The 18,447-nt window shown below is 31.1% G+C and carries 19 protein-coding genes, 1 tRNA gene and 1 riboswitch; of the genes, 7 read left to right on the plus strand and 13 right to left on the minus strand.

Annotated features, from left to right (window positions below; all coding sequences use genetic code 11):
• Positions 1-1,038: a hypothetical protein gene (locus A3M9_RS0106010; RefSeq protein WP_027308421.1), complete on the minus strand. Its 1,038-nt coding sequence runs from the start codon at positions 1,036-1,038 to the stop codon at positions 1-3.
• A gap of 152 nt (positions 1,039-1,190) precedes the next feature.
• Here A3M9_RS0106010 and A3M9_RS0106015 point away from each other — a divergent pair, with 152 nt between their 5' ends.
• A complete protein-coding gene (locus A3M9_RS0106015; RefSeq protein ID WP_027308422.1) occupies positions 1,191-2,153 on the plus strand; it encodes an RluA family pseudouridine synthase in 963 nt (320 codons plus the stop codon).
• A 32-nt stretch (positions 2,154-2,185) separates the two neighbouring features.
• On the opposite strand, the gene A3M9_RS15055 is transcribed toward A3M9_RS0106015, so the two are convergent.
• The gene (locus A3M9_RS15055) at positions 2,186-2,488 is read right to left on the minus strand and encodes an iron-sulfur cluster assembly accessory protein (RefSeq protein WP_341465369.1); all 303 of its coding nucleotides are present in this window, start codon (positions 2,486-2,488) and stop codon (positions 2,186-2,188) included.
• A gap of 325 nt (positions 2,489-2,813) precedes the next feature.
• Positions 2,814-3,314 (minus strand): nitroreductase family protein, encoded by a 501-nt coding sequence (locus A3M9_RS0106030; protein ID WP_027308423.1) that lies wholly within the window; start codon positions 3,312-3,314, stop codon positions 2,814-2,816.
• A gap of 116 nt (positions 3,315-3,430) precedes the next feature.
• Here A3M9_RS0106030 and A3M9_RS0106035 point away from each other — a divergent pair, with 116 nt between their 5' ends.
• The 4 genes from A3M9_RS0106035 (at position 3,431) to A3M9_RS0106050 (ending at position 7,707) form a co-directional block, all read left to right on the plus strand.
• A complete protein-coding gene (locus tag A3M9_RS0106035; protein WP_051350620.1) occupies positions 3,431-4,207 on the plus strand; it encodes a hydrogenase small subunit in 777 nt (258 codons plus the stop codon).
• Positions 4,208-5,506 carry a nickel-dependent hydrogenase large subunit gene (locus A3M9_RS13300; RefSeq protein ID WP_051350621.1) on the plus strand — a complete coding sequence of 433 codons (1,299 nt, stop codon included), beginning with the start codon at positions 4,208-4,210 and terminating at the stop codon, positions 5,504-5,506. It abuts the gene before it with no gap.
• Positions 5,481-5,876 (plus strand): hydrogenase maturation protease, encoded by a 396-nt coding sequence (locus A3M9_RS13305; protein ID WP_035165976.1) that lies wholly within the window; start codon positions 5,481-5,483, stop codon positions 5,874-5,876. The genes A3M9_RS13300 and A3M9_RS13305 overlap by 26 nt, the downstream gene beginning before the upstream one ends.
• 88 nt (positions 5,877-5,964) lie before the next feature.
• Positions 5,965-7,707 (plus strand): phosphoenolpyruvate carboxykinase, encoded by a 1,743-nt coding sequence (locus A3M9_RS0106050; RefSeq protein ID WP_027308425.1) that lies wholly within the window; start codon positions 5,965-5,967, stop codon positions 7,705-7,707.
• Positions 7,708-7,786: 79 nt separating this feature from the next.
• Here the strand turns inward: A3M9_RS0106050 and thiT are convergent, their stop codons facing one another.
• Positions 7,787-8,422 carry an energy-coupled thiamine transporter ThiT gene (thiT, locus tag A3M9_RS0106055; RefSeq protein WP_027308426.1) on the minus strand — a complete coding sequence of 212 codons (636 nt, stop codon included), beginning with the start codon at positions 8,420-8,422 and terminating at the stop codon, positions 7,787-7,789.
• Between the two features lie 33 nt (positions 8,423-8,455).
• Positions 8,456-8,557: riboswitch (TPP riboswitch) on the minus strand.
• A gap of 157 nt (positions 8,558-8,714) precedes the next feature.
• Between thiT and A3M9_RS0106060 the strand changes: the two genes are divergently transcribed.
• Positions 8,715-8,790, plus strand: a tRNA-Pro gene (locus A3M9_RS0106060).
• A 64-nt stretch (positions 8,791-8,854) separates the two neighbouring features.
• On the opposite strand, the gene ndk is transcribed toward A3M9_RS0106060, so the two are convergent.
• Positions 8,855-9,253, minus strand: a complete 399-nt coding sequence (gene ndk / locus A3M9_RS0106065) for a nucleoside-diphosphate kinase (protein WP_027308427.1) — start codon at positions 9,251-9,253, stop codon at positions 8,855-8,857.
• 72 nt (positions 9,254-9,325) lie between these two features.
• Between ndk and A3M9_RS13310 the strand changes: the two genes are divergently transcribed.
• A complete protein-coding gene (locus tag A3M9_RS13310; RefSeq protein ID WP_051350622.1) occupies positions 9,326-10,267 on the plus strand; it encodes a 3'-5' exoribonuclease YhaM family protein in 942 nt (313 codons plus the stop codon).
• A gap of 24 nt (positions 10,268-10,291) precedes the next feature.
• Here A3M9_RS13310 and A3M9_RS0106075 read toward each other — a convergent pair whose 3' ends face one another.
• The 8 genes from A3M9_RS0106075 to A3M9_RS0106110 are packed head-to-tail and all read right to left on the minus strand — an operon-like array spanning position 10,292 to position 18,447.
• Positions 10,292-10,921 carry a V-type ATP synthase subunit D gene (locus tag A3M9_RS0106075; RefSeq protein WP_027308428.1) on the minus strand — a complete coding sequence of 210 codons (630 nt, stop codon included), beginning with the start codon at positions 10,919-10,921 and terminating at the stop codon, positions 10,292-10,294.
• A 4-nt stretch (positions 10,922-10,925) separates the two neighbouring features.
• Positions 10,926-12,293 carry a V-type ATP synthase subunit B gene (locus tag A3M9_RS0106080; protein ID WP_027308429.1) on the minus strand — a complete coding sequence of 456 codons (1,368 nt, stop codon included), beginning with the start codon at positions 12,291-12,293 and terminating at the stop codon, positions 10,926-10,928.
• Position 12,294: 1 nt separating this feature from the next.
• Positions 12,295-14,058, minus strand: coding sequence for a V-type ATP synthase subunit A (locus A3M9_RS0106085; RefSeq protein WP_027308430.1), 1,764 nt, complete (start codon positions 14,056-14,058; stop codon positions 12,295-12,297).
• Positions 14,059-14,069: 11 nt separating this feature from the next.
• The gene (locus A3M9_RS0106090) at positions 14,070-14,660 is read right to left on the minus strand and encodes a V-type ATP synthase subunit E (protein WP_027308431.1); all 591 of its coding nucleotides are present in this window, start codon (positions 14,658-14,660) and stop codon (positions 14,070-14,072) included.
• A 10-nt stretch (positions 14,661-14,670) separates the two neighbouring features.
• On the minus strand, positions 14,671-14,979 hold the full coding sequence (locus A3M9_RS0106095) for a V-type ATP synthase subunit F (protein ID WP_027308432.1): 309 nt from the start codon (positions 14,977-14,979) through the stop codon (positions 14,671-14,673).
• A gap of 11 nt (positions 14,980-14,990) precedes the next feature.
• Positions 14,991-15,410, minus strand: a complete 420-nt coding sequence (locus tag A3M9_RS0106100; protein WP_027308433.1) for an ATP synthase subunit C — start codon at positions 15,408-15,410, stop codon at positions 14,991-14,993.
• 16 nt (positions 15,411-15,426) lie between these two features.
• Positions 15,427-17,385, minus strand: a complete 1,959-nt coding sequence (locus tag A3M9_RS13315; RefSeq protein ID WP_035165998.1) for a V-type ATP synthase subunit I — start codon at positions 17,383-17,385, stop codon at positions 15,427-15,429.
• A 15-nt stretch (positions 17,386-17,400) separates the two neighbouring features.
• Positions 17,401-18,447 (minus strand): V-type ATPase subunit, encoded by a 1,047-nt coding sequence (locus A3M9_RS0106110; protein WP_027308434.1) that lies wholly within the window; start codon positions 18,445-18,447, stop codon positions 17,401-17,403.

An 18,447-nucleotide genomic window follows, 5' to 3' on the forward strand; every position in this document is an offset into this window, starting at 1 on the left:
TCACTCTCCTTGTAATATAAATTTAGCCTTTGTAATCTCCTCTGCAATCCTTATTATATCACCAAAACTTTGTTTTTCACCACAAATTTCATATACTATATTATCCTTAACCCACTTTACAAATACAACTGAACTATTCTCTATTATTAAGACATCTATACTACCCATTTTAGCATTTGGATTAAAATTCATTTTACCTACCCATTCACTTAATATTATTCTTTTGTTGTTTACAATATATACAACCGTTAAACAAGGATTGCTATCTGGAGGACTAACAGAAATATAGGTTGGTGCATAATTTAACGGAAGTTGTTCTTTAAAATTTAAATACTTTCTTGCCTCTTGTATTGTTTCAAAATGCTTGGCTAAATATCCATCATCAACTATTTCAACCTTTGGCAAACTATCTATTTCAAATATATCCTTTTCTATACTTTCATTTACTATTTCATAAGTGTATTCACTTTTTTCTACTACTTGCCCATTAATAAAATATTCCTCCTTTATAGGAAGTAGAATCCCATTTATTTGTGAAATCCATATTTTATGCATATAATTGTTTTGATCTATGTTATTCTTAATACCAAGAACCTCAATTTTTAAGTTATTCTTTTCTTCATATCCAAAAAACTCATACCTTCCTGAGTTTACTACATCCATTACTTTTTTTGCAATTTCCACTACATATGGCTCCCTTGGAGGAAACGCTTGTTTTACTCTAATCTTGTTAGTTACGTCATCATAATAAAAGTGTTTTTCATTATTGTATATCTCTATTGTTTTACTTTCACTCACTGTGTCTATCCTTAATTTATATGGATAAACAAAATAAACATCTTGGTGTTTTACAAATTTGCCTTGACTTTCACTAAAACTTTCCGTCAATACGTGATATTTTATTGATTTTAAAGTAACATTATCACTTTTATTAACCTTTGAAGTGAATACAATGTTAATAGCTGTCCTATAATAATTTATGTATGAAATACACACCACCAAAACTATCGTCAAAATCCTAATTATTCTATTCCTCATAAAACCACCAAAAATATTTTTTAATAATATATATGAATTAAATTATTAAAATTTATCCTAATACAAAAATTAAATACTCTTTTAATTTTTTTGTTGACTTATGACGATAATATATATAATATAAATTGTACTATAAATTTAGAGGTGATGTTATGAAGGAAATTATTATAACTAAAAACGAAGCTGGTCAGAGACTTGATAAATTCCTAAGGAAATATTTAAAGGATATGTCACTTGGAGCTATATATAAATCAATAAGAAAAGGCGAAATAAAAATAAATAATAAAAAACAAAGTGAAAAGTACATATTAAATGAGGGAGATATTTTAAATTTTAATATTGAAATAAGTACAGCTAAAGATAAAGAAACTAAAAAGTTTTTAGAGATTGATTATGATTTAAAGGTTGCCTATGAAGATGAAAATATATTAATTGTTGAAAAAAGACCTAATCAATTAGTTCATCCAGATGAAGGAAATGAAATAACCTTAACAGATGAGGTATGGGCATACCTTTATGATAAGGGTGAATACAATCCTGATGAAGAAAAAACCTTTGCACCATCACCCTGCAATAGATTGGATAGAAACACAGAAGGGCTTGTTATTTTTGCAAAAAACTATGATTCACTAAAACAAATAAATGAAGCAATAAGATTAGGTGGAATACAAAAAATATATACCGCATTGGTTAAAGGTAAAATAGCAGTTGGCGAATACGTAGGATATATAACAAAAAACGAAAGAACTAATAAAGTAATGATATTGGATAGAAAGGTAAAAAATTCAAAAGAGATAATAACAAAAATATTAAATGTAGAATCTGTTGGAATTGCTTCGGTTATTGAAATTGATTTAGTGACAGGAAGAAGCCATCAGATAAGAGCTCATCTATCATATTTAGGCAATCCAATAGTTGGTGATCCAAAGTATGGAAACAGAAAGTTTAATAGTTTCTTCTTCAACAAATTTGGATTAAACCATCAACTTCTTGTTGCAAATAAATTAATATTTAAAAATATCGGTGGTAATCTAAAGTATCTTGAGGATAAAGTAGTTACAATGAACTTACCACCATTATTTAAAAAGATTAAAAACGACCTTTTCAAATTCTAAAAAAGTGCCATAAAATTTTATGGCACTTTTTTTTAGCAGGAACATCCACCTCTTGAATATAGTTGATCAACAACAAACCTCTTTCCAAAAAAGGAATTCCTGTAGTCAATTATAAATCCCTTTGTATACCTTGAAAGCTCCTTATCAAATAAAACTTTAACTCCTTCAACTTCATAAACATTATCAGTATTCTTTTGCTCATCCAGAGCTAAACCAAAACTTGGGCCACCTCATCCAACACCTGCAATATAAACTCTAACTCCAATATTTTGGTCCTTTCCTTCTAACTTTTTCTTTAATTCCTCAGCAGCAGACTGAGTAATCTTTATTTCCATATTTCCACCTCCATATATACCTTATATAGGTATTTATACTATATTATATTATCATTTAGAATAAATGTAAACAATTTTATTTTTCTGTTTTGTTTTTTTCGTGCTCCTCCAGAGCACGCTCATTATAATATGGATTTACACCTCATCCACATCCAGTTCTATAAACATTTCCTGATTCTTTATAATCTTTATAAATTTCTTTAATTAGTTTTTTAAATTTTTCAAGTATTTCCATTATGTCACCCCCCCTATACCATACATAGGTATTATAACATATAAAATAAGTAAACAAAAGGTAACTATCACCTTTTGTTTACTTATTTAATTACCATTTATTATAATGCACTCTATCTTCATCATATCTATCTGACTCATCCTTATATTCATCTGGATAACCTACTGCAACTATTGAAAAAGGAATTATATTGGACGGTAATCCAAACATTTTGACTATTTCATTCACTCTATTTTCATTTGGATATACTCCAACCCATACAGTCCCAAGTCCTAAACTTACTGCCTCTAAAAGTATATTTTGTGTAGATGCCGATAAATCCTGTACCCAAAAACCTTCATATTTTTCCTTTGTTAAATCAGCACATACAAGTATTGCAACTGGTGCCTCCTTAAGCATCGCAGCGTGAGGGTGTGTATTTGCAATGTTGTTTAAAATATTTCTGTCATCTATAACTATGTAATGCCAAGGCTGTTCATTTCCCGCTGATGGTGCAGCCATTGCTGCATGTAAAAGTTCATTAATCTTTTCCTTCTCTACAGGTTTTGATTGATATTTTCTTATGCTTCTTCTCTTGAAAATTTCATTCATATTATCACTCCTTCCTATAATTTATTTTTTCTCACAAAGTTTTTACTATACCTTGAATATATTTACTTAAACATTTCATAAAATCTATTAGATATTGTAAAAAAAGGAGAGTTAAAATGAACCTTATTTGGCTTGAAACTAATGGATGTTCAGGAAACATTATATCATTTTTAAACAGCGAAAATCCTTCCTTTGAATTTCTAAAACAAAGGGTAAACATAACCTTTAGCAACAGTGAAATGTACCCGTTTGGAACAAAGGCTATGGATGCTTTCTTTGATACTATAGAAAAGGGAGGTTACATTCTTGTTGTTGAGGGTGCTATTTCTACAAAGGACAACGGAAATTACAACATAATTGGCTACTACAATGACAAATATATAACTGCCCTTGAAGCTGTAAAAGTAGCTTCCGAAAATGCTAAGTTTATTATTTCTGCAGGAACCTGTTCCTGTTTTGGTGGGATTTCTGCCGCATTCCCAAATGTTTCTGAATCAAAGGCATTAAGTGAAGTTATACCAAATAAAAAAATAATAAAGATGCCTGGTTGTCCTGTATCTGGAAACTGGATGGCATCTCTACTATTAAATCTTATCGAAGGAAATCAAATAGAATTAGACCCAATAGGAAGACCTATCTACCTCTATGGAAATACAGTCCACGATTTTTGTGAAAGAAGAACCTTTTTTGAAAGAAATATATTTGCTAAAAGAATTGGAGACGTAGGTTGCTACTTAAAGATTGGATGCGTTGGTCCCTCAACTAAGGCACCCTGTCCATATACAAGATGGAATGGGTATATAAAGTGGCCTATTGGTGTAAATTCACCTTGTATTGGTTGTTCTTCAAAGGATTTCCCTAACTATACATTATTTAAGGAGGATGAAGTGTAAATGGAAATAGTTTTAAGTCCTATAACCAGAATAAGTGGTTTTTTAACAATAATAGCACAGGTAGATGACAATATTGTTGTAGATGCTAAGTGTAAAGGAACAATGTTTAGAGGATTTGAAAAATTACTCATAGGTAAACACCCTTTTGATGCAGTTTATTTAACACAAAGAATATGCGGTATTTGCTCTTCTGCCCACAGTATTGCATCAAGTCGTGCTCTTGAGGATTGTTCTTCACTAATACTTGATTATAACAGCAGAATTATTAGGAACATTATACACGGTTTTGACATACTTCAAAACCATATTCGACAATTTTATTTATTCTCGATACCCGATTTTGTAAATATAGAAACAGAAAACTTTAAGAGCAAAGTTCCAAGAGATTTAGAAATAAAAATAGGCGATAATTATATTAAATCATTATATTATTCGACATTGGCACATCAGGGATTAAGTATATTAGGTGGAAAAGCTCCACATAATCACGCAATTGTTTTTGGAGGAGTTACCACAAAACTTAATCAATATGAATATTCAAAGGCAGTTGAAATTGCAGATGAGCTTTTAAGTTTTTGTCAATATATGCTTGAGGACTACTATATTATAGAAAAATATTATACTGAATATTTTAATATTGGTAATTCTGGTAGTAACTATTTAAGCTTCGGACTATTTGATGATACTCCTGAGTTTAACATATGTAGTAGTGGAGTTTTAATTAATAGAAAATACTCTGAACTTAATTTAAATGATTTAAAAGAATATGAGGTTGTAGATGATATTTCTTTCATAAAAGCTCCAAGATATTTAAATCTACCTATGGAGGTAGGTCCTCTATCAAGAAATTGCATCAAAAACGGATGGGTTAAAAGCTCTACATTAGGCCGAATTAAATCAAGGGTTTATGAAGCAAAGTCAATTGCAGAAAATATAAAAAATATGCTCAAGGAAGTAGCAATAAATAAAAACTCCACAAGCAAAGATGTATTAGATGGAACTGGAATAGGTACTACAGATACAATAAGAGGTGCTCTTTACCATAGCGTAGAGATTCAAAATAAAAAAATAAATCAATATAATATAATAACACCATCAGCATTTAACCTATCACCTACATATAATGGTATTAAAGGACCTCTTGAAAGAGCTCTTATTGGGACTTATATTGAAGACACTTCAAATCCAATTGAGATTATAAGAACCGTTCACTCCTTTGACCCCTGTGTATCTTGTGCAACTCATTTAGTAAGTAAAGATGGAGTATTATTAAATGAAAACCATTTTGTGCATAGGTAATATTCTGATGCAGGATGATGGGATAGGTATTGTAATTGGTCATATACTTAGGAAAAAGGGAATAGATTGTATAATCTGCGAAACAGATATCGCCTTTATAAATGAAGTATTAAATAGCTATGATGATGTAATTGTAGTAGATGCTGTTGACTTTAATCTACCTGCAGGAAGCTCTATTATAATTCCCCAGTTTGAATATAAACCTTTTTATAACTTTCATCACGATATATTATTTTATAAATACAAAAAAATAACGCTATATGGAATACAGGTCGAATCTATAGGCATAAACATAAATATATCTAAAAGCTTACGTTCTAATCTTAAGTTATATGTAGATGAAATTATAAAACTTTATAATTCCAAATAAAATATCTATATAAATCATTGACAAGCACCAAATAGTAATTGTATAATAATTGCAAGATTTAATTTAGAAACTTTCACGGAGGTCTCTTATGTATAAAGCATTTTCATTAAGCAACAACAAAGCAATGATCAACTTTTCTTCCTACTACTGTGACTCCTATGAAAAGGTGCTTGATAGCGAAGGATTTGAAAAGGTATTATCCTCATATCTTTCAAAATCTAAAAATACAAATACTAAAGCCTACAGATTTATATCAGGTAAATTAGGCTCTGATGACCTATCAATTATAAACAAAGAAGTTATATCACTTTTTAAATTACTTTCTATTATGAACCTTGATGAAATAATAAAAATAAACGAAAAATACAGCACATTTTCAAGTTATAAAGAGGAACTTATTGATTTTGTGGAAGATCTATATAGATATTGGCGTAAGATTGAAAGATACACACTAATATTTAACAATAAGGTTACCGAAGGACTTGAAAAAACTCGCTTTATTGAAGCAAATCAAGATTTTTCTAATTTAGTATTATCACTATATAGAAAAGTTGAAGAAAATATATTGCAAATAACCCCAAATGTATATAGACAACTCCCCGCAGGAGGCAACGCAGGCCTTGTTTTAAGTAATAATGACTGGAAAATTCCCCCTCTGTATGAGCCACTAAAGAATATTCCTTTTATTGAAAATATCTTGCTTGATCCCCCCTTCATTGTATATCCTAAGAAGAACAAGCGAGAAGGAACATTTAAGGAAGTATTTGAAAATCCAATAAAAGATTGCAAGATTACAACAAGGCACTGGTTTTGCTTTCCTGCTAAAGTTGGGGATTTATTAGCCTATATCTATTTTCATAGAGATTTTATGTCTCACGGAATTTCACTTTGTAATTTGTTTGAAATTGCAAAAAAGGAAGAATACCAAGGTAAAAAACCGGATATAGTATATGTATTTGGTGCAAGATGCAACTCTAATGAAACAAAAACCGTATTTTATAATGATAAAGAAAACGACATTATGCTTGGTTTAGTTTCTTATAGCGATGATATAGATTACTTTGGATATATGAAGAAGATGACATTAACTCTTCATAATTTAATTATGCTAAAGAGGGGTTATCTACCACTCCACGGGGCAATGGCAAATATTATACTAAAAAACGGCAAACAGGCTAATGTAATTCTTATTGGAGATAGTGGTGCTGGTAAATCTGAAACCCTTGAAGCTATTAGAAATCTTAAAGCAAACTTTGTAAGTGAGCTATCTATAATATTTGATGATATGGGAACAATTAGACTAAAGAATGATGACGTTCTTGCCTATGGTACTGAAATAGGTGCCTTTGTAAGACTTGATGACCTTGACCAAGGTTATGCCTTTAAAGAAATAGATAGAAGTATTTTTATGAATCCTGATAAAACAAATGCAAGACTTATAATACCAGTATCAAGCTATAAAGAAATTATCAAGGGCCATAAAGTTGATTTATTCTTATATGCCAATAATTATGATAAGGTTGATGATGGTAATTCTATAGAATTATTTAATGATGTTGAAAAGGCAATAGATGTTTTTAAATCAGGTAAAAGGCTTGCAAAAGGAACAACAAATGAAGTAGGTCTTGTATCATCATATTTTGCCAATCCATTTGGACCACTTCAATGGCAAGATAGATCTAACGAATTAATTGAAATATATTTTAAAACCCTATTTGATAAAGGAATAAAGGTTGGTCAAATAAAAACACAGCTTGGAATAAAAGGTTTAGAAAAGGAAGGACCAACCCTTGCTGCGAAAGCTTTATTTGAATTAATAAATAGCCTATAAAGTTTCCCCTTCATGCGATTTATATAAAACAGAAGAATCCGTGAACATATTTTGTTCACGGATTCTTTTTGTAATTTAATCAACATCTTTCAGTAGATAACCTATTTATTGCATTTTTAAATTGTGGTATAAACCCTATTACAATGCATAAAATGAGGTCTGGTAATAGATAAGTTAAATTATATATTAATGAATACACTAATACATTTTGTCCTTCAGGTGCATAGGATGCAAAGAATATAACCCCTGAAATTACGTGGAAGAACAGCCTTCCAGCCCCCCCTATCACCATACCAACAGGTATATTTTTTCTTGATAAACCAGCAAGCCCTAACGCTCCAAAGGCAAGTGGATAGTCTATTATAACCTGTGCCCAATGAACAATATAAGGCTCTTGTATAAATTGAAGTATCCCATAAATTGCACCTACAATTACTCCATCCTTCACTCCATAGGTATATGCAAATATAAAAAGTGGTATTAAACTTCCAAGTGTTATAGAACCACCTTGTGGAAGTTTAAAAATCTTAATGTAGGATAGCACAAAGGAAAGGGCAATACATAGACTTGCTGTTGTTATTTTTCTTGTGTCAAATTTCTTCTCCTTAGTATTAGATTTGTTTAGATAGATTGATGTAATGGCAATAAGCACCAACGCCCCAAGAATTGCCCAAACATAGGGCTTAATCTTTAAAAGTCCTTCAAAAAAATGCATAAAAAAACCTCCTTTTTTTATACAGACGCAAAAAGGAGTACTTTTCCGCTTCCCTTCGCTGGCATTACCCAGTTCAGGTTCTAAGGGTCGAAGGTTTTACCTTCCTCTCAGCCTAAGGCTCCCCCAGCGTCTGCTTTATTATTTTCAATATAATTATACTATTCTGACGCTCAAAATACAACTCATATTTCTAAAAATTGTATTCAATAATAAAATAAGATTCAAGGGAATATATACTAATAAGTATTGATTTATTTTAAAATTAGATTTATAATATATGTGTCAAATATATCTGGGTGTGGCGCAGATGGTAGCGCGCAAGAATGGGGTTCTTGAGGCCGCTGGTTCAAGTCCAGTCACCCAGACCAAAAGCCTTGGCATATGCCAAGGCTTTTTTAGTCATATATGGTACAACATTTCACATAAGTGAGACTATTCAAACCAAAGCTTTATTTCTCTTTCAGCTGAATCTTTACAATCAGAGGCGTGAACTAAATTATATGTATCTTTATATGCAAAATCCCCTCTTATTGTTCCTGGCAGTGCATCTTGATATTTTGTTGCACCATTTATATTTCTTACACATTTTATTGCATTTTCACCCTCTATTATCATAGCTATAACCATTCCAGATGTTAAGTATTTTATAAGCTCCTCAAAAAACTCCTTTCCCTTATGTTCCTCGTAGTGCTTCTCTGCCAATTCTCTTGTAGGAAATACAGACTTTATTGCCTTGATTTTTAATCCCTTCATCTCATACCTCTTTATTATTTCTCCAATAAGCCCCCTCTCTACACCATCAGGTTTAATTAAAACTAATGTTTTTTCCATTTTTATCCCTCCAATCTAATATTTATGTGTAAAGTTTATAAATTTAATGTATAATATTAACGAGGTGATTTTATGCAAAATTTATATCCAAACGAAAAAATAGAAAATCAACCTGTTGTAGTAAGAAAAATTGAAAAAAAAATAGGTCAAAATGATAAAGGATACTACCATCTTCAAATAAGCTCTGGTATAAAAAACTATGATGCTAAGATTTGGAATGACAGTCCTGATATTGCAGAAAAAATAGTACCCGGATGCTTTGCCTATATTTCAGGTGTTGCTAAAGATTTCAAAGGAACCCTTCAAATACATATAAACAAAATAGAAAAAATCGATAATCCAAGCCAAGAATTAATAAATAAAGTTATACCCTCCTGTTATTTAAATAGCGAACAAATAGAAAAAGAACTATTTGAAATAATTGATACTATAAAAAATGAAAAAATAAAACAATTATTAAATAATATATTTACAAATGAAAATATTAAAACTTCTTTTTTAAAAAAAGCGGCTGGTGCAGAGATACATCACGCATACATAGGCGGTCTTGCACAACATACCATTGAAGTTGCAAGAATTGTAATTAATTTTACACAAATATTCCCATATGTCAATTATGATATTGCTGTAGCCTCTGCATTACTACACGACATCGGTAAAATAATTGAGCTATCAGATTTTCCTGAAAACAAATATACAACAAGGGGAAAACTTATAGGCCATATAAACATTGGAATTGAAATACTAAATAGCTTTATAACAAAAATACAAGATTTCCCTCAAGCCTTAAGATATGAACTTGAACACTGTATTCTTTCTCACCACGGAACCTTAGAGATGGGTTCACCAGTTCTTCCTATGACTCTTGAGGCAATAGCTGTTCATAATGCAGATAAGGCAAGTGCTGAAATTAATGCCTTCCATCTTGCAATAGAAAGGGATGCAGGAACAGACGCTTGGACAGACTATAATCCAACCTACAAACGTGCTATAAAAAAATCTATAAATATATAAAAGCTAATCCATAGGATAATAGTCCTATGGATTAGCTTTTTTCCTTTGACTCTTCTTTTTAACAACCTTCAACCTAAAGAAATCCTCTCTATCCTTTTCCTCCAAAACATCCTGTATATATTTTACTATCTCCTCATACTTTGGTATCTGTATGTTTTGAAGTGCATTGGCTCTTTTTTGAGTCTTTTTTATTTCCATAGCAAGTTTAAACACTGCATTTTCAACCTCTGCATATTCCATAATGAGATATGTTATTTCCGAAAACTTAATAAAGGCAATATCCATAGCAGTATTTGTTTGATAAAAGCTATAAGTTGGCTCTTTATGTTTCTTATCATATCGTACTATGGGCACTTCAACCCCCATTACACTTTTAAACAGTAAATTAAACTGCCCATTTTCGGGAACAGTATGGGATATCTCCTCAACCGTTGAAACACCCATTGTTATATTTGCCATTATAAGTGCCTCATAGGCCTCTTCAAACTTTTTATTTATCATCTCCTGTATGTCCTTTGCTTTATCAACATATGCCATCATTTCTCTAATTAGTACATTTCTCTTTTGGTCTAAAAGTTCATATCCCTTTTTAGAAAACTCTAATGTTGATTTAGCACTAATAAGGTTAGATTTTGTTGGTGCAATATTTTCCATTTAATCACCCTCTATAATATGCATCTAAGAACTTAGGGTTAATTCTATCCAATTCATTCTTAGGTAATATCGATAATATATCCCAAGCAATTTCCAAACTTCTATCTATGTCTCTATTTTCATTAAACTCCTGCCTTAAAAATCTATATTCAAATGCTTCTCCAAATTCTAAATACTTTTTATCTATTTCGGACAGTTCATCTTCTCCTATAACCTGAGATAGTGCCTTAACCTCCTGAACCCTTGAATAGGAGGAAAATAATTGATTAGCCACATCAGGATGGTCTTCTCTTGTGTAGCCTTCACCGATTCCATCCTTCATAAGTCTTGAAAGGGATGGCAGTATATTTATTGGTGGATAAATATTTCTTTGATATATTTCTCTGCTTAAAACTATCTGTCCTTCTGTAATATATCCTGTTAAATCCGGTATAGGATGTGTTATATCATCATTTGGCATTGTTAATATTGGTATTTGAGTAATTGACCCTTTAGAACCTTCAACCATACCTGCCCTTTCATATAAACTTGCCAGGTCTGAATATAAGTACCCAGGATATCCCTTTCTTCCTGGTACCTCCTCCCTTGCTGCAGATATTTCTCTTAAGGCTTCGCAGTAACTTGTAATATCAGTCATTATAACTAATATATGCATATTTTCATAGAAAGCTAAATATTCTGCTGCAGTTAGGGCACATCTTGGTGTTACAATCCTTTCAACTACAGGGTCATCTGCTAAATTCATAAACATAACAACCTTATCTAAAACTCCAGCCTCTTGAAATGTCTTTATAAAATAATGGGCATCATCGTGCTTTATTCCCATAGCAGCAAAAACAACTGCAAATTCTCCTTCTCCCTCTGCAACCTTTGCCTGCTTTACAATTTGTGCAGCTATTTGATTATGTGGCAAACCATTTCCTGAAAATATAGGGAGTTTTTGACCTCTTATCAAAGTAGTAAGTGTATCTATAGCTGATATACCTGTTTGAATATAGTTTCGTGGATACCTTCTTGCAACTGGATTTATTGGGCTTCCATTTACATCAAACTTAATTCCACTAAAAACAGGACCCCCTCCATCTATAGGCTGACCTATTCCATTAAACATTCTACCTAATATTTCCCTTGAAAGTTTAATCTCCAAAGGTTTTCCTGTAAACTTTACAGAAATATTATTTACAGACATTCCGGATGTATTCTCAAAAACCTGCACTATCGCTAAATCGTTATTGAGCTGTACAACCTTACCGTGTTTTGTTTCTCCCTGCACCTTTATCTCTACCATTTCGTTATAAGATACACCCTCAACCCCTTCTATTACTATAAGAGGGCCTTCTATTTTCTTTAAACTCAAATATTCCTTATGCATATTAATCACCCTCATATTCTCTTATTAAATTAGAGAAATATTCATTAATATCTTCCATCAACAAATCAAATTTATCTCCATAATCATTGGGTATTTCATATTTCATTTTTATTATTCTATAAAACAACTCACTCGTCTTAATTACAGAAATAGGAACCCCTACCTTAACAGCTTCCTTTGCAAGTTTATAAAAATTATCAATAACTTTAAGCATCATATACTGCTTAACTAATGGAACAAATGTATCATCCTTATGGTAGGCATTTTGCTGCAAATATCCTACCTTCAAAAGTCTTGCAATCTCAAGAATTAATCTCTGCTGATCAGGAAGTACATCCTCACCTACTAATTTTACTGTCTCTAACAGCTTACTTTCCTCCTGCAAAACCTTCATCATTTCTCCTCTTAAAAATATCATATCCTCTGCTACATTTTGTTTATACCAATCCTCAAGTTGTGTAATATATCCACTATAACTCGATAGCCAATTTATAGCAGGATAGTGTCTTGAATAGGCAAGCTTTCTGTCTAATCCTAAAAAAGCACTAACAAATCTCTTTGTATTTTGTGTAACAGGTTCTGAGAAATCTCCACCTGCTGGTGAAACTGCTCCAATTATTGTAACTGAAGCCTCTTTATTATTAAGTGTCTTAACATAACCTGCCCTTTCATAAAACTCTGCCAATCTTGATGGAAGATATGCAGGATAACCTTCTTCTGCTGGCATCTCCTCTAATCTTCCTGATATTTCTCTTAGTGCCTCTGCCCACCTTGAAGTTGAATCTGCCATAACAGCGACATTATATCCCATATCTCTAAAGTATTCAGCTATAGTTATTCCTGTGTATATAGATGCTTCTCTTGCAGCAACTGGCATATTTGATGTATTTGCTATAAGTATTGTTCTATTCATTAAGGGTAGATTTGATGTTGGATCTATTAACTTTGGGAAATCCTCTAAAACTTCCGTCATCTCATTTCCACGTTCTCCACATCCAATATACACAATTATATCGGCATCCGACCACTTAGCAAGTTGATGCTGAGTCATTGTTTTACCAGTTCCAAAACCACCTGGTATAGCAGCAGTTCCACCCTTTGCTATAGGGAAAAATGTATCAATTACTCTTTGACCAGTTATAAGAGGTTTTTGTATAGGTAGTCTCTCTTTAACTGGTCTTGGAATTCTAACCGGCCATTCCTGATACATTTTAAGTTCAGCACCACTATCTAACTTTACTAATATCGTTTCTAAATCATACTCTCCATTCTGCCTAACTTCTTCAACTTTTCCTTTCATATTTGGTGGAACCATTAAATAATGTTTTATTAAAGGAGTTTCATCTACAGTACCAAATATATCTCCTTCCTTTAGTTCATCACCAACCTTAACCTTTAATTCTACATACCATTTTTTCTTTTTATCTATTGTTGCAAGTCCTATGCCCTCTTTAATAAAATTTCCTGATTTATCAAAAATAATATTTAATGGTCTCTGTATACCATCAAAAATATTTCCAACTATGCCAGGCCCTAATGTAACTGACAAAGGTTTTTGTGTTGAAACAACTTCATCATCAATTTTTATTCCAGTTGTTTCTTCATAAACCTGAATTGTGCCTAATTCTCCATCAATAGAAATAACTTCTCCAATTAATTTTTTTTCACCAACAGTAACCATTTCTCTCATTTTAAAGTTTTTCATATTCCTTGCCTTTACAACAGGACCATTTACATAAACTACTCTTCCTGCTGAACCCTCCATTTTACCACCACCTATAGCATAGCAAATAATTTTTCTCCTATTTTTTCTCTATTTTCATCTACTATATTTTCAATAGAAAAATCATATTTAAAATTATTTTTTAAATCAATTAATATAAAACCTCCACTTACACTTTCATCAAAAACTACATTTAAAAGTCTTGTCTCTTTATCTAGATCTTTACCCCATAAATCCCAATCCTGCCTAGTCACTATCAAATTAGCCTCTTTAATATCATTATTTTTTATTATGCTAATCAGCTTGTTAGAAAAATATTGTTTATATTCTTTTCTACTCTTATTTTCACTTATATAACAAATCACATCCTCTATTGCTTTGTTATAAATGCTATTTTTTCTTTCTAATATAATTTTCTTTCCTCTTATGTGTGCCTTAGATAATGTTTGCGTTCTATAAAGTTCTATTTCGCTTTTTACCTTCTTATCCAACTTACTTGCCTCTTCTTCAAATTCCTTCTTTTTTTCACTTAAAATTTTTCCATATTCTTCCTCAAACCTTTGAATAACAATTCTATTTTCCTTTTCAACCTTTTCATAGACCAATTTAGTAAAAAGATTTAGTTTTTCTTCTATAGTTATCATAAAAATCACCTCAAACTTTTATGCCCACAGAATTTCTAACATAGTTTAATATATAATCATTATCCTTATTCGATCCGTGTCTATCGGGTATCTCTACAATTAATGGATAAGGTTTTTTTAGTTTAATCTCGGTAATTTCTTCTTTTATAAGTTCAGCCGCCTTTTCCGTTATCGCAAGTATTCCTATATTTTTATCCTGTAAAGCTACATTTAAGGCTTCCTTTGCTTCACTTCTTTCGTGAACAACCCTACCCTTTATTCCTGCAAGTCTTAAACCAACTAATGTATCTCTATTATCAGAAATTAAATATATAATCATAAAACCACTTCCTACAACCTTCCTAATATCATTATTGAAATGATTAATCCATAAATTGCTATACCCTCTGCAAGACCTACAAAAATAAGTGTTTTACCTAATATCTTTGGATCCTCAGATACCGCCCCAAGTGCTGATGAACCAACTGAACCTACCGCATAACCTGCACCTATTGCAGCAAGTCCGGTACTTAATCCTGCAGCTAAAAAACCAATACCTGCAGAAGGATTATTAGTTCCTGCTGCATTTGCAACCTGTGGTATCATTGTTATAATAAGTCCTGTTAAAACAGGTATAAATGAAAATACATTTGCCTTTATAGCCTTTTTTACACCTAATGCATTTGTCTCTTCTCCCTTAAAGAGCTTTACTACTCCTTTTGAGATTGTTAATACAACAATTAAAACAGCTAATATTATAAATACATACATAAAAATTCCTCCCCTTTTATAGTTTTACTGGATTATATTCATACCCTGTACCACTAAAAAATTTACTAAAGAGTTCGTAATATTCGAGCCTTAAACCTTGGATAAAAACTATCAAGCCCTCAAGCCCAATAATCACAATGTTTCCAAATACAATCATTAAAATGCTTTCAAGTTCATTTCCCATCATTTTAGCCAATGTTTCAAAGGCTATAAAAAGACCAACGTGATTTATTGCAAAGGCTCCTACTCTAATAAAAGATAACGTATTACTTAGCATACTAAGTAGTGTTTCAAGTACGCCAAATCCACCTTCAATATAATAATCTGACTTTGACTCACTATAGAGCTTTTTATTTCCCTTTATTAAATTAGCTAAAGGTTCCTTAAGCAGCATTAAAATCAATAGAAAAACAAGTATTAGTGTTATTAGTGAACTTGGTATAATTGTCTTTGCGTCTCTTACATTTGAAACTATTAAGTATAAAAGAAGCCAATAAAAAACAAGTCCAGCCAATCCATTTCTGCTAAACAAACCATTTTCAACATCCTTTTTTATAAAACAGTTAATTAGGTTGTATAAATATCCTATACTTAACAAGAAAACACCTATACCAACTGCCCAAATTAGAACCTTATCTATACTTGCCATAGGTCTAACTAAAAGTGCTTCAATGATATCCTCAAATCCAAAGACACTTCCATACAAAAAACCAAAAACTGTTGAACTTATACCAAGCCTTGCAAGAACTCCACCTAAATTAGGTCTTGCCTTTTTCTTTTCCAAAATTAATCCTAAGGTCAAAAGAACAAGCCCTTGTCCCACATCACCAAACATAGCTCCAAATAAAAACATATAGCTTAATCCTACAAAGGCAGTAGGATCTAATTCATTGTAGGACGGTATACCATAAAGTTTAACCACCGACTCAAAGGGACGTAATAAGAAACCATTATAGATACAGGTAGGTGGCTCTAATCCCTCCCTTAAATTTTTATAATCCTTATAAATTATAATCAACTTATTTTCATAATCTCCCAAGTATTTTGATAGAGCCTTCTTTTTAAAACTTGGTATCCATCCACTCATATAGAAAAATTCATTTGTACAGCCCATATTTGACTTGAGCTCTTCTATCTTATATTGCATCAAAAGTTTAGAATAAAATACTTCAATAAAATTTATATATTCCTTTTTAAGCTCCTTTATTTTGTTTTTGATTATTGCTATTTCCTTCTCTATTTGCCTTTTTCTATTCTCTATATCAGCAACCCACTGATTAGGACTACCACTAAATTTAAAATTCAACTGCAATTCATCAAACTCTAATGAATTCAATACCCTTCTTACTTCAATTTCAACAACCTTAGGAACAAACACCATTACCATTGAGTAATCTTGATTCTTATCAAGTTTTAAAACTATTGCAGGTATATTCTCGTAATTCTTTTTTAGCTTTTCCATATTGTAGTTTGAAACTTTTCCCATAATAAAATCAATATATTTCATTTTAAACAGGTCATCTAAATTGATATTAACATTCTTCATTTTTTTAATATAATTCTCAATCTCACCAATCTGTCTATGTTCCTCCTGCAATCTATTTAGCTCTCTGTTTTCCTCGTTTACCTCCTCATAAATTCTCTTAAGTTTATTTACATCATCTAAAAACACATAATCCTGTTCTACAATCTTTTTTTGATATTTTTTCCTTATTTCAAACATATCGCAGAGTTCATCATAAACTTTATTTATCTCATTTAAATCTAAATTAGATTGATACTGCTTTATATAATTAAAATCTATAACCGCGTCAACTTCGTCCTTTGCTTGAAGTATCGGGAAATTATTTTCATTAATCTCTGACATTGCATTTACAAAATGTATTGATTCAGATAACACAATCCTCTTTGCTATATCCTCCAGCATATCCATATGCCCAATAATGTTGACAAACTCCATCTTGGCAACCGCCATAAAACCACCCCACAGTTAGACAGCCTTTATTAAAAAATTATTTGACTGACTAAGTTCTATTCCATACCTAACCATTTCAGTAATTGAAACAATATCTCTTATTTCAAATTCTATTATCTGCATTAAGGCTAATACATTTGATATGTCCCTCTTATTTTTTCTTATTGTATTTATTAATTTATAATATATATATCTGTTCATCCTTCTTTCCATATATATATCCTGCATATCATCTCCTTTAATTAGAAATGAATATGGAGTAAGCTTTATTCTATCCTCTAATTCCTCAACGCTTTTTGAATAACATAATTCCTTAATGCTTTTATAATTTAACTTTCCGCCACCATCTATGGTGTAATTAAACAATTCATCTGGATACATATTATAAAATTTTTTACCTCTATATATCCATTGGAGATTTATCATATCAATAATGGGTCCAAATACTTCAAAGAATGCTTTTTTATCAATTCCTGATAATTTTTTTATTTTCTTGAATAGAATTGAAAAATATGTTTTATCTAATACCATTTCAAATCTGAATAGATTTTCTTCTTTATTACCGTCTAATAAATTTTTTAAATAAGGATAATAAACAGAATTATTTAGAAACTCTATTAGTTCAACAATTGATTTTGCCTTTATAATATTATCGACATTAATGTTTTTGTAATAATCAACAAATACCAAGTATTCTCTTAGGGACTGTAGTTCACCTTCAATGTGTATAAGCCTTGCAAGCCTCTTTAAATCATAAATTTCATATTTTGAATAGAAGGTCATAAAAAAATCCCTATACTCTCCACTAAAATAGTTATCAAATTTGTCAATATAATAGATTAACATCATTTTTAACTTTTTTTCTAATTCATCTCTATGGATGCCATTTAGATTATCACTTGCTATATATCTTCCATAATCACTATTTTTGCTAAGATATAGAGCAATTTCATTAACTGAAGTTAGTGATAATAATTTTTTATAGTCGTCCCCCTTTAATCTTCTTCCTAAAATTGAATGTACCTTTGTATTAATTGCTTCATAATTTACAACAGCAGGCAT

Origin of the sequence: Caloramator sp. ALD01, assembly GCF_000472625.1 — a bacterium.
Classification (GTDB): Bacteria; Bacillota; Clostridia; order Clostridiales; family Caloramatoraceae; genus Thermobrachium; species Thermobrachium proteoclasticum.